This window comes from Actinomycetospora sp. NBRC 106375 (assembly GCF_030269665.1).
Lineage (GTDB): Bacteria > Actinomycetota > Actinomycetes > Mycobacteriales > Pseudonocardiaceae > Actinomycetospora.
Map to the genome: position 1 here is coordinate 316,603 of NZ_BSTS01000002.1, position 14,485 is coordinate 331,087.

Annotated in this window: 13 protein-coding genes; 3 read left to right on the forward strand and 10 right to left on the reverse strand. The window is 74.7% G+C overall.

The features are described 5' to 3' along the window. Position 1 precedes the first annotated feature (1 nt). Entirely contained in the window at positions 2-2,095 is a 2,094-nt protein-coding gene (locus tag QSK03_RS05040) for an HNH endonuclease signature motif containing protein (protein ID WP_285648913.1), read from the reverse strand. A 196-nt stretch (positions 2,096-2,291) separates the two neighbouring features. On the opposite strand from QSK03_RS05040, the gene QSK03_RS05045 reads away from it, so the two are divergent. Next, entirely contained in the window at positions 2,292-2,975 is a 684-nt protein-coding gene (locus QSK03_RS05045; RefSeq protein WP_285648914.1) for a DUF899 domain-containing protein, read from the forward strand. A gap of 7 nt (positions 2,976-2,982) precedes the next feature. On the opposite strand, the gene QSK03_RS05050 is transcribed toward QSK03_RS05045, so the two are convergent. The 5 genes from QSK03_RS05050 to mshA all read right to left on the reverse strand — a co-directional run bounded on the left by QSK03_RS05050 (position 2,983) and on the right by mshA (position 7,977). Further along, a complete protein-coding gene (locus tag QSK03_RS05050) occupies positions 2,983-3,675 on the reverse strand; it encodes a hypothetical protein (protein WP_285648915.1) in 693 nt (230 codons plus the stop codon). Between the two features lie 239 nt (positions 3,676-3,914). Then, a complete protein-coding gene (locus tag QSK03_RS05055) occupies positions 3,915-4,094 on the reverse strand; it encodes a hypothetical protein (protein WP_285648917.1) in 180 nt (59 codons plus the stop codon). 138 nt (positions 4,095-4,232) lie between these two features. Continuing rightward, complete coding sequence (locus tag QSK03_RS05060; protein WP_285648919.1) at positions 4,233-5,822, reverse strand: AMP-binding protein; 1,590 nt, start codon at positions 5,820-5,822, stop codon at positions 4,233-4,235. 296 nt (positions 5,823-6,118) lie between these two features. Further along, a complete protein-coding gene (locus tag QSK03_RS05065; protein ID WP_285648921.1) occupies positions 6,119-6,637 on the reverse strand; it encodes a type III secretion system chaperone family protein in 519 nt (172 codons plus the stop codon). 50 nt (positions 6,638-6,687) lie between these two features. Continuing rightward, entirely contained in the window at positions 6,688-7,977 is a 1,290-nt protein-coding gene (gene mshA, locus QSK03_RS05070) for a D-inositol-3-phosphate glycosyltransferase (protein WP_285649261.1), read from the reverse strand. Between the two features lie 139 nt (positions 7,978-8,116). Between mshA and QSK03_RS05075 the strand changes: the two genes are divergently transcribed. Continuing rightward, positions 8,117-8,893, forward strand: coding sequence for an SDR family NAD(P)-dependent oxidoreductase (locus QSK03_RS05075; protein WP_285648923.1), 777 nt, complete (start codon positions 8,117-8,119; stop codon positions 8,891-8,893). Positions 8,894-8,900: 7 nt separating this feature from the next. Here QSK03_RS05075 and QSK03_RS05080 read toward each other — a convergent pair whose 3' ends face one another. Further along, positions 8,901-9,764: an SDR family NAD(P)-dependent oxidoreductase gene (locus tag QSK03_RS05080; RefSeq protein ID WP_285648926.1), complete on the reverse strand. Its 864-nt coding sequence runs from the start codon at positions 9,762-9,764 to the stop codon at positions 8,901-8,903. Positions 9,765-9,834: 70 nt separating this feature from the next. Here QSK03_RS05080 and QSK03_RS05085 point away from each other — a divergent pair, with 70 nt between their 5' ends. After that, a complete protein-coding gene (locus QSK03_RS05085) occupies positions 9,835-10,746 on the forward strand; it encodes a LysR family transcriptional regulator (protein ID WP_285648928.1) in 912 nt (303 codons plus the stop codon). A gap of 13 nt (positions 10,747-10,759) precedes the next feature. On the opposite strand, the gene QSK03_RS05090 is transcribed toward QSK03_RS05085, so the two are convergent. From QSK03_RS05090 to QSK03_RS05100, 3 genes are all read right to left on the reverse strand, one after another. Further along, positions 10,760-11,941 (reverse strand): L,D-transpeptidase, encoded by a 1,182-nt coding sequence (locus QSK03_RS05090; RefSeq protein ID WP_285648930.1) that lies wholly within the window; start codon positions 11,939-11,941, stop codon positions 10,760-10,762. A 73-nt stretch (positions 11,942-12,014) separates the two neighbouring features. Continuing rightward, positions 12,015-13,220, reverse strand: a complete 1,206-nt coding sequence (locus tag QSK03_RS05095) for a L,D-transpeptidase (RefSeq protein WP_285648933.1) — start codon at positions 13,218-13,220, stop codon at positions 12,015-12,017. Positions 13,221-13,342: 122 nt separating this feature from the next. Continuing rightward, positions 13,343-14,464, reverse strand: a complete 1,122-nt coding sequence (locus QSK03_RS05100) for a UDP-N-acetylmuramate dehydrogenase (RefSeq protein ID WP_285648935.1) — start codon at positions 14,462-14,464, stop codon at positions 13,343-13,345. Positions 14,465-14,485 lie beyond the last annotated feature (21 nt).

The window sequence follows — 14,485 nt, forward strand, 5'->3', positions numbered from 1 at the left end:
GTCAGTACGGGGGCTCGTCATCCCGCTCGACGGATGCCGGGAGCGTGGGCGCTGCCGGGTCCGAGCGGCTATCGGAGATCGGGTCCACGGGCGGGTCCGGGTTCGGCACCCACGGAGGGAAGGTGCCGTGAATCCACGCGCTCGAGGTGCGGCCCGTCGGATCGCCCTCGTCGGCGGCGAGGGGCTCGAGGTCGAGCGGCGCCTCCCGCGGGCGACCGTCCGGACGCGGGCAGGGCGGCGGGAGCTCGCGCCGGACCGGTCGCTTCGGTACCGGGATCACCTGTCCGCAGCGAGTCGTCCACACGAAGCGACCCGGCGCGACCTGACGGAGCACCCAACCGCCCTCGTGCTTGAGGCGATGGTCGTGCCGGCAGACCGGGTCGAGATTCGCGTCGACCGTCACACCGCCGTACGCATGGTCGAGCGTGTGGTCGAGGTCCGCCGCCTCCGCGGAGCACGCGCACCCGGGCCCCACGCAGTAGCGGTCGCGGACGGCCACCCACCGCGCGAGAGCCGACCGCGGGAACCGACGCAACGCGTCGCCGCCGGGCACCGGTCGACCGGCGTACCCCCACGCTCGGTGGCGCGCGACGATGTCGTGGCAGAGCGGGAGCCAGGCGGGCGCGAGCTCGCGCGCCAGTTCGGCGAGACCGGCGAGCTCGGACTCCGCGACCCACACCTCGACGATGTCGCCCCGACCGTCGGCGGCGATGTGGCCGGGCCGTCGACGGGTGAGGTCGACGAAGAGCAGGTGTCCGGCGTCGTCCACCACCACGACCCGCCACTCCGCCCGACCGCGCGCCGCCACCATCGCGCGGAACTGCCCCGGGTGGACCGGGCCCCAGCCCACGACCTCGCCCGGATGCCCGGACGCGCCGAGCAACGTGATCAGCGAGCCCCGCACCTCGACGGTGCCGTTCCGCAGCGCGGCCCTCGGTCGCTCCGGCGGCTCGCAGCCGGCCCCGGCTGCGCAGGCACCGGCTCCTGAGTCGTCGCCGTTGGCGTCCCCCCCGGGCTCCCCGGGCTCCCCGGGCTCCCCGGGCTCCCCGGGCTCGACATCCTGGGCGGGCTCGACATCCTGGGCGGGCTCGACATCCTCGGCGGGCCCGACATCCTCGGCGGGCCCGACATCCTCGGCGGGCCCGACATCCTCGGCGGGCTCGACATCCTGAGCGGGCTCGGCGGTGTGCGCATGCTGCGCGGGCTCCGCGTCCGCCACGGGCTCGACATCCCGAGCCGATTCGGAGTCGTCGACCGGCTCGTCGGCCTCGCCCTTCCCCGCAGGGTCGGCGGGCCCCGACGGGTCGCCGGCGTGCTGCTCGACGAGGGCCAGGATGATCTCGTCGTCGTCGAGGCCCGCGAAGGTGCCGTCGTACACGCCCACCACGGCGTCGGCGCGCAGGGCCTCGATGCCGGCCCGGGCGCCGGCACGGCGGGCGGCCGCCGCGATGGCCTCGAAGCGGGACGTGCCGCGGACGACGCGATCGAGCGGGAGGTCGTAGCCGGCGAAGGAGCCGGTGCCCGACGGGTTGCGCCAGGCCCGCAGGCGGCGCCGCAGGCGCGCGGCCTCCTCGCGACGGGCGGCCCACTCGGGATCGAGGGCGAGCAGCACCTTCTCGATGCGCGCGATGAGCGCTCCGAGGACGAGATCGGGCGCCTCGGGAAGCACCCGCGCGCACACACGGTGGGCGAGATGGTCGTCGGCATCGGCCAGGGAGTCGGCGAAGGCGCGGGCGCGCGGCTCGTCGATCAGGCCCGCCTCGAGCACCGCGAGCACCTCGGGGAGACGCTCCACCAAGCGCTCGGCCAGCTCGACCCGCTTGCGCGCGCCCGCACGGGAGAGCACGAGCGCCGCGCGGACCTCGTCGGCGCCGAACTCGTCGGTCTCGTCGGCCCGGGCGGTCGTGCTCGCGCCGATGCTGCGGGCCACCTCGTGGGTCAGGCGCAGGACCCACGCGGCCTGACGGTTGGCCTCGCGCGACGCCTCCTGCAGGGCGGCGACGGCCTCCGAACCCGTGAGGTCGGCGAGCAGCGGGAGCGGCCCGGCAGGAGCTGGACCGCCGGCTCGCTGCGGGTTCGCCACCGTCGTCGTCACGGGTTCCACGGTAGGGCGGTGACGCCGTGACCTGCGAGAACCGGTTCGTCAGCTGTGGATGGATGGAGGGGGTGTGGACAACCGCCGGCGACGCCGAGGCCGATCCTCGTCCGGGCGGCGGGCAGGCCTGCTCCAGCGCGAGCAACCATCCACGATTCCTTGACAGAATCAGGCGATACAACTCTAGGATCGGACGATGGACCTCGCCGATCGCCCCGTCGTCACCGCCCCCGAGTGGGACCAGGCCCGTCAGGAGCTGCTCGTGCGCGAGAAGGAGGCCACCCGCGCGAACGATGCCCTCGCCGCGGCACGGCGACGGATGCCGATGGTGAAGCTCGAGAAGGACTACGTCGTCGAGGGTGTCGAGGGCCCGACGCGGCTCGTCGACGTGTTCGAGAGTCGCCGTCAGCTCATCGCGTACAAGTTCATGTGGTCCGACGCCGAGCAGCCGTGCGAGGGCTGCTCGATGTTCGTCGACCAGTTCGGCCACGCTGCGCACCTCAACGCCCGCGACGTGACCCGGGCCGTGATCAGCTCGGGCCCGCTGGCCGAGACCCTGCCCTATCGCGCGCGCATGGGCTGGTCCGTGCCCTGGTACTCGTCGGTCGGGAGCGACCTCTACGACGACCTGGGCCTCGGCGGAGGGTTCGCGCTCAACGTGTTCCTGAGGGACGGCGACGACGTCTACCGCACCTACATGATCGACGGCCGGGGCACCGAGAAGCTCGGCAGCGTCTGGTCGTTCCTCGACATCACGCCGTTCGGGCGCCAGGAGGCGTGGGAGGACTCGCCGGCCGGCACCCCGCAGTCGGACCCGTACGTCTGGTGGCGCCGCCACGACGAGTACGAGACGGCGTCCGCGGGCGCCGCCGCCCTCTGACGCTGCGTCAGTCCCCGTCCGCGACGGGCAGCGGCTGGGTGCCGCCGCGTCGCGTCTCGGCCGACGTCGGCGACGCGGACCCCGCCGCGTCGCTCGGCCCGTTGCCGTCCTCGACGCCCGGCGCGACGGCGTTCCCGCCAGCGGACGCGTCACCCGGACGACGGTCGTGCCCGGCCACCGTCTCGCCACCCGGCCGGGGGCCGTACCCGGCCACCGACTCGTCGTCCCGCCCGTCGCCCGGCCCGCCGTTCCGCCCGTCGCCCGGCCCGTCGCCCGGCCCGTCGCCCGGCCCGTCGTCCGGCCCGTCGTCCGGCCCGTCGTCCGGCCCGTCGTCCCACTCGTCGCCCAGCTCGTCGTCCGGGATCGACACGTCGTCCGCCCCGTCGAGCCGACTCATCAGCGCCAGGCCGCCGAGCACGACGGCGGCGAACACGAGCCCGACCCCCAGGAACACGAGGGCCGACTCGACTGTCGGGTCGCCCGCCACGGCGTAGGTCAGCCCGGCCTGGCCCGACCACGCGAGCAGGAACCGCTGGAAAGGCACGGCGACGTCGCGGACGCGTGCCAGGAGCGCCACCTGCACCGCGGCGAGCACCGCGGTGACGACGAAGGTGACGACGCCGCTGCCCGCCAGCAGCATCGCTGCACCGGTCCCGAGCGCGGCGAGCAGCGCGACGCCGGGGGCCATCGAACGCACCACGGTCCCCACGGTACGAGCGGGCCAGGGGAGAGCCGACGCCCCGTCGGTCACGCGGGGGGAGGGTGACCGACGGGGCCCGGGCTGCCGACCGCACGCGGCCGCGCCGGGCGCGAGGCGCAGCTCGCGGCCCGCCGAAACGGTCCTCCTACGGACAGCTTCTCGTCAAGCGCACAAGATGTGCGCTGCCCGGACGATGAATGACGTATCCGCACTCGGGGGCCGCGGGTCGCCCGGCCGGGTCACCACCGTCCGGCGTGGGAGCGGAGGTGGCGACCGAAGGAGTCGCCGGACAGGCGCGCGGTGCGCGCCACGGCGGCGAGGTCTCCGAGGTCCTGGTCGCGCAACCACTCGGAGAACCCCGTCGGCGCCTCGGGCGGATCGTCCAGGAGGGCGCTCAGGAGATCGCGTTCGGTCGACATCGGCTACCCCTGGACAACCGTCGGCGGGACGGAGGGCAGAGGGGCTGCGTGATCAACCCGCTCAGCACACGATCGCGGCGCGACCGCGGTGCACGACCAGATGGTGCACCACTCAACAACCCCAGGGGAAGGACCCGTTCAGGCCGGCGCGCTCTCGCGCGCCCGCAGGTCCTTGCGCAGGATCTTGCCGGAGGCGGACTTCGGGATCTCGTCGATGAACTCGACGACGCGGACCTTCTTGTGCGGGGCGATGCGCTCGGCGACGAACGACATGACGTCGTCGCCCGAGAGGTCGGCGCCCTGCTGCCGTACGACGAAGGCCTTGGGGATCTCCTCGCCCTCGGCGTCCTTGACCCCGATCACCGCGGCGTCCGCGATCGCCTCGTTGGTCAGCAGCAGCGCCTCGAGCTCGGCGGGCGGGACCTGATAGCCCTTGTACTTGATGAGCTCCTTGACCCGGTCGACGATGTAGAAGATCCCCTCGTCGGTGACCGTGGCGACGTCGCCGGTGTGCAGGAAGCCGTCGCCGTCGAGGGTCGACGCGGTGGCCTCGGCGTTGTTGAGGTACTCGCGCATGACGTTGGGTCCGCGCACCCACAGCTCGCCGCGCTCGACACCCTCGTCCCCGGTGTCGGGGTCGACGAGCTTGCACTCGACGTTGGGGATGGCGACGCCGATCGAGCCGAGGTCCATGTCCGGCCGGTCGTCGGGCATGCAGTGGCTGACGGGGCTGAGCTCGGTCATGCCGTAGCCCTGCAGCACCGTGCAGTTCAGGCGGCGGGCCACGGACTGGCCGAGCTCGGCGTCGAGGGCCGCGGCGCCGGAGAAGACGATGTCGACGCAGTCGATGTCGTACTGGTCGACCATCGGGTGCTTGGCCAGGGCCACGGCGATCGGCGGCGCGATGTAGACGCGGTCGACGCGGTGCTCGGAGATGATCCGCAGGAACTCGGCGAGATCGAACCGCGGCATCGTGACGACCGCGGCCCGGGCGTGGATGCCCTGGTTCATCATGCAGGTCATGCCGTAGATGTGGAAGAACGGCAGGACGGCCAGGATCTTGGAGTCGGCCGTGACGTGCGTGCCCATGGCCTGGACCTGCAGCAGGTTGGCCACGAGGTTCCGGTGGGTCAGCACGACGCCCTTGGCGCGGCCGGTGGTGCCCGACGAGTAGGGCAGCGCGGCGACGTCGTCGCCGGTGACCGTGACGCCCGGGCGCTCGGCGGTGGTGGTCAGCAGGTCCGCCAGCGCGTTCTCCGGCATCGGCGTCGACGCCTCGTCGCGGGCGTCGTCGAGGAGCACGACCTCGGCGACCGCGAGTCCCTCCTCCCGCAGCGCGGCGCGGGCGCGGTCGAGGAACGGCGAGATCGTGACGAGCATCTTCGCGCCCGAGTCGCGCAGCTGGAAGGCGAGCTCGTCGGGGGTGTACAGCGCGTTGACCGTCGAGACCGCGACGCCTGCGGCGAGCGCGCCGTGGAACACCACCGGGTAGTACGGGGTGTTCGGCGCGAAGAGGGCGATGACGTCGCCCCGGCCGAGGCCGCGCTCGCCGAGCGCCGCCGCGAAGCGGTCCACGGCCTGCGCCAGCTCCCCGAAGGTCATCTGCCGCCCCGACGGCCCGTCGATGATCGCCACCCGATCGGCCGCGTCCCCCAGGTCGCCGAAGAGGAACTCGGGCAGACCCACGTCGGGGACGTCGATGTCGTCGTACGGGCTACGAACGATCATGGATGGCACTCCTCGTCGCGCCGAGGCCGGGTTCGATCGTGGTCAACCTACCTGCCGGTACGAGCCCGCGCCTGATTCGATGCGGATGGGGGAGGTCGACCAGGGGTCACCCGTTCGGCCGTATTGCGACGCCTTGTTCTGTCTGTTGCGTGGTGGGACAGTGGGCGCTTGCGTCGTTGTGGCTGATCGCGACGTAGGAGAACCGACGGCTCGACCACTCTGCGCGAGCGCCCCGCAGAACGCCCGCCGCCGGCGTCGGATGCCCCCCGTCCCACGCCGGCGGCGCGGCCCACATCTCAGGGCTCCTGATTCCCCCGGTCGTCCTCGACCAGGTGCGCGAACGCCGACAGGTTCGCCAGCGACTCCCCGCGCGACTCCCGCCAGGCCCACTCGCGGCGGATCGACGTGGCGAAGCCGAGCTCGAGCAGGGTGTTGAAGTCGCCGTCGGCCGCCTCGAGCACCTGCCCGAGGATGCGGTCGATCTCCTCGTCGGTGATCGCGTGGAGCGCGATCCGGCCGACGAGGTGGATGTCGCCGGCGCGGTCGATCGTGTAGTGCACGCCGTAGAGCCGGGCGTTGCGCTGCAGCAGGAAGCGGTAGACCTCCGCGAGGTTCTCGTCCGCGTGCCGGCAGACGAACGCCTCGACGAGCAGCGCGTGCGGCGTGAGCACCAGCCAGCAGTGCGTGGCGAGCTTCTTCGTGCCGGGCAGGGTGACGAAGAGCCGTCCCGGCCCGCGTCGCAGGTAGGTCAGCTCGCGCTCGTCGAGCGCGGCGACCAGGACCTTCTCGAGCTCGTCGAGGTCGGGCTGCGACACGGGTCCGGCTCCCCTGTCGGCGTGCTCCCCTGATCGCTCCGCGTCCTGGCTCACACCGCCACCTCCGCCGCGCGGGCGCGGGCCAGGGAGCGTGCGGCCTCGGCGTAGGTGGCGAGCAGCGCATCGGCGGTGCGCTCCCAGGAGAACATCGTCGCGTGCTCGACGGCGCCCGCCGCGAACCGCTGGCGCTCGGCCTGGTCGAGGCCCACGCGGGCGAGTGCGTCGGCCCAGTGGGCGGGGTCGTGGTCGTCGACGAGCAGGCCCGACCGCTCGTGGGCGACCGCCGTGGGCAGCCCGCCCACGGCGGCGGCCACCACGGGGGTGCCGCAGGCCTGCGCCTCGAGGGCGACGAGGCCGAAGGACTCGGAGTGGCTGGGGACGGCGACCACGTCGGCGGCCCGGTAGACCTCCGCGAGCTCGTCGCCGGCACGGGGCGGCAGGAAGCGCACGAGATCGGCGATACCCAGCTCCCGCGCCAGCGACACGAGCGACTCCGGCGCGGCCAGCCCCGTGCCCGACGGGCCGCCCACGACCAGCACGGCGAGCCGCGCCCGCAGCTCCGGGCGGCGCGCGACCATGGTGGCGGCGGCCCGCAGCAGGACGTCCGGGGCCTTGAGCGGCTGGATGCGCCCGACGAACGCCAGCGTCACGGCGTCCGGCGCGATCCCGAGGGCGGCGCGGGCGGCGTCCCGGTCGCGCGACGGCGTGAACGTCCGCAGGTCGACCCCCGGGGCGATCGTGCGGATGCGCTCGGGGTCGGCCCCGTAGGCGCCGACGAGGTCGTCGGCCTCGGCCTGGGTGGAGGTGACGAGCCGGTCGGCGACCGCGGCCACCTGCTCCTCGCCCACGACCCGGCCCAGGGGTTCCGGGCGGTCGCCCTCGGCGAGCGACGCGTTCTTGACCTTCGCCAGCGTGTGCGCGGTGTGCACCAGCGGGACGCCCCAGCGGTCGCGGACCAGCCAGCCCACCTGGCCGGAGAGCCAGTAGTGGCTGTGCACGACGTCGTACCACCCGGGCTCGTGCCGAGCCTCGTCGCGCAGGACCCCGGCCGTGAACGCGCACAGCTGGCTCGGGAGGTCCTCCTTGCCCAGGCCGCCGTAGGGGCCGGCGGTGACGTGCCGGACCAGCACGCCGGGGGCCAGTTCGGCGACCGGCGGCAGGTCCGACGACGTCGCGCGCGTGAAGATCTCGACCTGAACCCCGCGCTGGGCCATGCGCCGCGCGGTCTCGACCACGTAGACGTTCATCCCGCCCGCGTCGCCGGTGCCGGGCTGGGCCAGGGGCGAGGTGTGCAGGGAGATGACCGCGACCCGGCGGAGCTGCCCGGGATGCGGACGGATGACGGGTTCGGGGCCCCGGGAACGGGTGGCCGCTGTTGCCGTCGCCGTCGTCGCCGCCGGGGTCACACCGCCACCTTAGGTGCGCAGGGGCCGTGAGGCCCGGGCGAACATCGACGATCGGGTCCTAGGGTGCCGCGGTGTGAGCGAGCCGCAGACCGGTACCGACCGTCCCCTCGTCGTCGTCACCGGTGCCAGTTCGGGCATCGGCGCCGCGTCCGCGCGCGCCCTCGCCGCCGACGGCTGGCACCCCGTCCTCGGTGCGCGCCGCGCGGACCGCCTGGAGGAGGTCGCCGCCGAGGTGGGCGGGACCGCGCTGACGCTCGACGTCACCGACCCGGACTCCGTCGCGGCGTTCGTCGCCGGGGTCGGCGACCTGGTGCGCGGCGGGCAGCCCCTGCGGGGTCTGGTCAACAACGCCGGCGGCGCCAAGGGCACCGAGACCGTCATGGAGGCCGACGAGGACAAGTGGCGCTGGATGTGGGAGTCCAACGTCCTCGGCACCCTGCGCGTCACGAAGGGCCTGCTGCCGATGCTGATCGACTCGGGCGACGGGCACGTCGTGACGATCACCTCGATCGCCGGGCTCGAGGTCTACGACGGCGGCTCGGGCTACACCGCCGCCAAGCACGCGGAGGGCGCCCTGCACCGCACGCTGCGCGGCGAGCTGCTCGGGCAGCCGGTGCGCGTCACCGAGATCGCGCCGGGTGCGGTCGAGACCGAGTTCTCGCTGGTGCGCTTCGGCGGCGACGAGGAGCGCGCGGCCAAGGTCTACCAGGGCATCGAGCCGCTGACGGCCGGCGACGTCGCCGAGGTGGTGGCGTTCGCGATGAGCAGGCCCTCGCACGTCAACCTCGACACCATCGTCCTCAAGCCCCGCGCCCAGGCCACGGGCATGCGCTTCCACCGGGAGACGTGAGCCCCTCCTACGACACCGCCCGGTGGGGCACCGGGATCCCGGTCTCCCACGGCAGCACCCGGCCGAACTGGACGAGCTCGCCGTAGAAGGGCGCCACCTCGTCCCCGAGCACCAGGTCGAGCGGCCAGGCCGCGGCCTGGTCCGGGGTCTGCGCGCTGCTCATGTCGGCGAACCAGGGCCGGGAGGCCGCGGTGTCGATGAGGCCCGGGCACAGGGCGACGACCAGGCGGCCCGCCCGGAGGTCCTCGGCCCGCCGGGCGGACGCGACGGCCCGCACGGCCGCGACCTGCGCGACCTTGGACGGGATGTTGAGCCAGGTGCCGAACCCCTCCTCGACGGCCCGGCCCGCGTGGACGGCGGCCCGCCAGTCCGCGACGAGGGCGTCGACGTCCTCGAGCGACCCGCGCGCCGCGGCCGCGAAGCGCTCCCGCACGCGGACGTCCAGCTTGTCGAGCGTGCCGAGCGCGCTCGCGACGACGACCAGGCGCCCGCCCGGCCGCAGGCGCGGGCCGAACGCCCGCAGGACCCGGCTCGTCGCGAGGTTGTTCGTCTCGACGACGGCGTCGACCTCCTCGGCGGGGTCCTGCTCGGGGCTCATCCGGGACGTCGCGTTGGAGAGGACGACGTCGACCTCGCCCAGGTCGCCGGCCAGGTCGGTGATCGCGGCGGGGTCGCGGACGTCGAGGACCCGGCCCTCGACCCGGGCCCGCCGGGCCGGGAGCGCCGCCACGGCGGCCTCGACGCGCCCGGCGTCGCGTCCCGTGAGCAGCACGCGGTCCGACGGCTCGAGCCGGGCGGCGAGACCGGCGGCGAGGGCGAGCCCCAGGCCCTGGGTGGCTCCTGTGACGAGGGCGGTCCGTGACGTCGTCATCCCTCGACGCTAGGTCGACACCAGCCATGCGAGAAGCGACGATGCGACAGAGCTGGCATGCTCATCGCGCATGGCAGACCTCACGCCGACGGGGTTCCGGGTCCTGCGGGCGGTGGCGGCGACGGGGTCGCTGACGGCGGCCGGCGCGAGCCTCGGCTACACGCAGTCGGCGGTGTCCCGGCAGATGGCCGCCCTCGAGGCGGCTGCCGGCCACGCGCTGGTCGAGCGCCGACGCCACGGCGTGCTGCTCACCGCGGCCGGCCGGATGCTCCTGCGCCGCGCGGTCCGGGTGCTCGACGAGATCGACGAGGCCGCGGCGGAGCTCGCCGACCCGTCGGCGTCGAGCGGCCCGGTGCGGCTCGGGGCCTTCCCCGCGGCGCTCGCCGGCGTCGTCCCGGCCGCGCTCGCGGGCCTGCCCGCAGGGATCGAGGTCAGCGTGCGCGAGGGCACCACGCCCGCCCTCGTCCGGGCCGTCCGCGCGGGGACCCTCGATCTCGCCCTGATCGCGCAGACGCCCCCGTTCCGTCCGCCCGACGCCGAGAGTCCGCCGCTGCGGCTGACCCGTCTCGAGGAGCGGGATCTGCACGTCGCGGTGGGGCCCGACCACCCGCTCGCCGCGCGCGGCGCGGTCGAGGTGGCCGAGCTGGAGCACCAGGTGTGGGTCGCGAGCCGGTCGGACGCCGGCGACTCCCTGCTCGGGGTGTGGCCGGGCCTGCGGGAGCGCGCGGACGTGCGCTACGTCGTGCGCGACTGGCTCGCGAAGCTCCGTCTCGTGGAGGCCGGGCTCGCCCTGACGACGGTGCCCGCGGCCCTGCTGACCGACGTGCGTGTCGACGTCCGGGTGCTGGCCGTCCGGGGCGAACCGCGCGAGACCCGCCGCCTGCTGCTCGCGCAGCGGCCGGAGGACGGCCGCGTGACCGGGGCCCCCGACCCCGCCGTGGGCGCCGTCGCCCGCGCGCTCGGCCGGGCGGTCACGGCGTGAGGGCCCGTAGCCCTCAGAGCGCCGACATCCCCTGCCACTGGTCCCAGGGGATGGCCCAGTCGTAGATGTCGCCGTCGGAGGGCGCCAGGTCCACCCCGGAGCCGGTGACCTCGACCGGATCGCCGTAGATCGCGGAGTTGTAGTACGTGATCGCGTCGGGGGTGGAGAGGTTGACGCAGCCGTGGGTGACGTTGCTGGAGCCCTGCGCGCCGGCCGAGGCGGGGTTCGCGTGGATGAACTCGCCGTTGTTGCTCATCCGCACCGCCCAGTGCTCGATGAGGTCGTAGCCGTACTGCGCGCTGACCATCCGCTTGTTGTCGAACTTCTCGGTCACTACGTGGATCCCCGAGCGCGTCGTGCGGTTCGGGTCGGAGTCCAGGCCGTAGCTCGCCGGCACGTCCATCACCTGCTGGCCGTCGCGGATCACGACCATGCGGAAGCTGTTCACGTCGGCCCGCACGATCTGCGACCGCCCGACGCGGAACGAGGTGGTGAGGTCCTCGCGCCCGTACTCGCCGCCGCCGAGGGCGACGCCGAGGAGGTCGGCGCGGACGTCGACCTGCGTGCCCGCCCGCCAGTAGTCCTTGGGCCGCCAGTGGACGCGCGAGCCGCCGTCCTGGTCCGGCAGCCAGGCCCACGACCCCTCCGTGGGCACCGAGGTGCGCACGTGCAGCGCCCGCTCGGCGGCGGCCTTGTCGGCGACCGGCGCCGCGAACTGGATGGTGATCGGCGCCGCGACGCCGACCTCGCGGTCGTCGCCGGGGTTGATCGTCGCCCGCACGGTGCGGTCGGGCGGCATGGTGCTGAACGACCCGGTGACGGGCGACGTGCGCCCGCCCGGTGCCGTCGCCGTGCCGCCCCACGTGTACGTCGTGCCGTAGGCGAGCGGGCCGTCCGGCGTCCAGTGCTTACGGTCGGGCGAGAGCGTGCCCGCGACCGGCCCGCCCGACGACGCGGTCAGCGTGACGTCGGTGAACGTGCCGTCGGTGGTGGTGGCCCCGACCGGCGCGCGCGGCGCCACGTCGGTGGCGTTCGCGGCCGGCTGCACGGCGACGTTCACCGGAGGCGGGGCCGGCGTCGTGGACGGACCGGGGCCCGCCCCGGGCGACGTCGGCGCCCCGGACCCGCAGGCCGCCGCCACGACCAGCACCAGACCGCTCAGCACGGCGAGCACGACCCGCAGGGCCCGACCCATACATCCCCCGACCCTCGTGTCCCCGACGCCACCATCGTGGCAGGGCGGCCCGATAGCCGCCCGCGGGCGCGGCTCAGGGCAGCGCCGACATCCCGCGCCAGGTGTCCCAGTCGACCGCCCAGTCGTAGACGTCGCCGTCGGCCGCGGAGAGCGCGACCGGCGAGTTCGTGACCTCGACCGGGTCGCCGTAGAGCGCGGTGTCGTAGTACGCCCGGGCGTCCGCCGTCGAGAGGTTGACGCAGCCGTGGGTGACGTTGCTCGAGCCCTGCGCGGACGCCGACGCCGGGTTCGCGTGGATGAACTCGCCGTTGTTGCTCATCCGCACGGCCCAGTGCTCGACGAGGTCGTAGCCGTACTGCGCGCTGGTCATGCGCTTGTTGTCGAACTTCTCGGTGACGACGTGGGTCCCCGAGCGCGTGATGCGGTTCGGGTCGCTGCCGAGGCCGTAGCTCGCCGGCACGTCCATCACCTGCTGACCGTCGCGGATCACGACCATCCGGTGGCTGGTGACGTCCGCCCGCACGACCTGGGAGCGCCCGACCGTCAGGTGGCTCGTGAGGTCCTCGCGGCCGTAGGCGCCGTCGCCGAGGTCCACGCCGTAGAGGTTCGCGGTGACGTCGACGACGGTGCCCGGCTGCCAGTAGGCCTTCGGGCGCCAGTGCACGCGCGAGCCCTGGGCGTCGTCGGGGAGCCAGGCCCACGACCCCTCGGTCGGGACGCTGGTCCGGACGTCCAGCGCGCGCTCGGCCGCGGCCTTGTCCGTCACCGGGCCGTCGAACTGGACGACGATCGGCGCGGCGACGCCCACCGTGGCGTCGTCGGGCTGGGCGAACTGCGCGCGCACGACACGATCCGGACTCACCGTGCCGAACGCGCCCGCCACCGGTGTCGCGGCGCCGTCCGCGCCGACCGCCGAGCCGGTCCAGGTGTAGCGCTTGCCGTAGCCGAGCGCCTCGGTCGCGGCCCAGCGGTGCCCGTCGGGGGAGACCGCGCCGGCCACGACGTGGCCGTCGCCGCCGGTCAGCGCCACGTCGCGCAGGGCGCCGTCCGGGGCGGAGACGCTGATCTCGCCGCCGGGGTCGACGTCGGCCCGGCCGGGGACGGCGGTCGTCGTCACGGCCGGCGGACCGTCGGACGACTCGGCGAACGACGACTGGCCCGGCGACGTGGTCCCGTCCAACCGGGGTGCCGCGCCCGCGGACGCACAGCCGACGACGACCCCGGCGACGGCGATCAGCGCCACCACCACGGCCAGCACACCCTGCACACGACCCCGCACCCGAGAACCCCTCCCTGATCGATCCCGAACCGCAGGACGCGGCTCGTCCCGGGACGGTTGTCAGGTGCCGGAGGCGCTCACACGGGTGGCGCAGTGATCGTGAGCCGGGTCTCGTCGGAGGGTCAGAGCGCGCAGGAGACGAGCACCGGCTCGGGCTCGAGGCGGAGGCCGAACGCGGCGTCGACGTGGTCGCGGACGTCGCGGGCGAGGGCGAGCAGGTCGTCGGTGGTGCCCCCGCCGCGGTGGGTCAGCGCGAGCGTGTGCTTGGTGGAGACGCGCGCCGGGGCGTGCTCGCCCGGGTGGCCGCGCGGGATGCCGGAACGCTCGATGAGCGCGGCCGCCGAGAGCTTCACCCGGCCGTCGGGCTGGGGCCAGGCGGTGATGGGCGGCACGCCCATGGTCTCGGCGCGCGCCGCGACCTCCGCCGCGGTGTCGGGGTCCACGACCGGGTTGGTGAAGAACGACCCGGCGCTGCGGCTGTCGGCGTCCTCCGGGTCGAGGACCATGCCCTTGCCCCGGCGCAGCGCGAGCACGGCCTCGCGGGCCGCGGCGACCGGCACCCGGGTGCCCGGCGCGACGTCGAGGGCGCGGGCCAGCTCGGCGTAGCGCACGGGGGCGGACAGCCCGTCCGTGCTCAGACGGAAGCGCACGCCGAGCACGACCTCGCCGTCGACGTTGCGGTCGCCCTTGAGCCTGCTCGTGCGGTAGCCGAGGTCGAGGTCGGCGGCGGGCACCGTCGCGCGGCGGCCGGTGCGCCGGGCGTAGAGGTCGACGTCGACGAGCACGTCGGCGACCTCCACGCCGTACGCGCCGACGTTCTGCACCGGCGTGGCCCCGGTCCGTCCCGGGATGCCGGACAGGCACTCGAGCCCGCCGAGCCCGTCCGCGACGGTGTCGGCGACAAGGGCGTCCCAGTCGTGGCCCGCCTCGACGTGCACGACGACGGACCCCGCGTCGCGCGTGACCTCGCGGTGGCCCCAGTTGTCGATCACCACCGCGGTGCCGGGGAAGCCGGCGTCGCCGACGACGAGGTTCGAGCCGCCGCCGACCAGCAGCAGCGGCTCGCCGGCCTCGTCGGCCGCGCGGGCGCACTCGACCACCGCGTCGGCCGTCGACGCCCGCACCAGCCGCCGCGCCGGGCCGCCGAGCCCGAGCGTGGTGTGGGGCGCCAGCAGTGCCGCGGGGTCGGCGTCCCGACCGGCGGTGCCGGTGGTCGGTGTCCCTGCGGTCGTCCCGGGTGCCACGACACCCGACGGTAACCTGCC

Excerpts from the sequence above, each read along its gene's own strand:
- QSK03_RS05045 (WP_285648914.1), top strand. The coding sequence starts at position 2,292 with ATGGACCTCGCCGATCGCCCCGTCGTCACCGCCCCCGAGTGGGACCAG.
- QSK03_RS05055 (WP_285648917.1), bottom strand. The coding sequence starts at position 4,094 with ATGTCGACCGAACGCGATCTCCTGAGCGCCCTCCTGGACGATCCGCCC.
- QSK03_RS05060 (WP_285648919.1), bottom strand. The coding sequence starts at position 5,822 with ATGATCGTTCGTAGCCCGTACGACGACATCGACGTCCCCGACGTGGGT.
- QSK03_RS05080 (WP_285648926.1), bottom strand. The coding sequence starts at position 9,764 with ATGACGACGTCACGGACCGCCCTCGTCACAGGAGCCACCCAGGGCCTG.
- QSK03_RS05085 (WP_285648928.1), top strand. The coding sequence starts at position 9,835 with ATGGCAGACCTCACGCCGACGGGGTTCCGGGTCCTGCGGGCGGTGGCG.
- QSK03_RS05090 (WP_285648930.1), bottom strand. The coding sequence starts at position 11,941 with ATGGGTCGGGCCCTGCGGGTCGTGCTCGCCGTGCTGAGCGGTCTGGTG.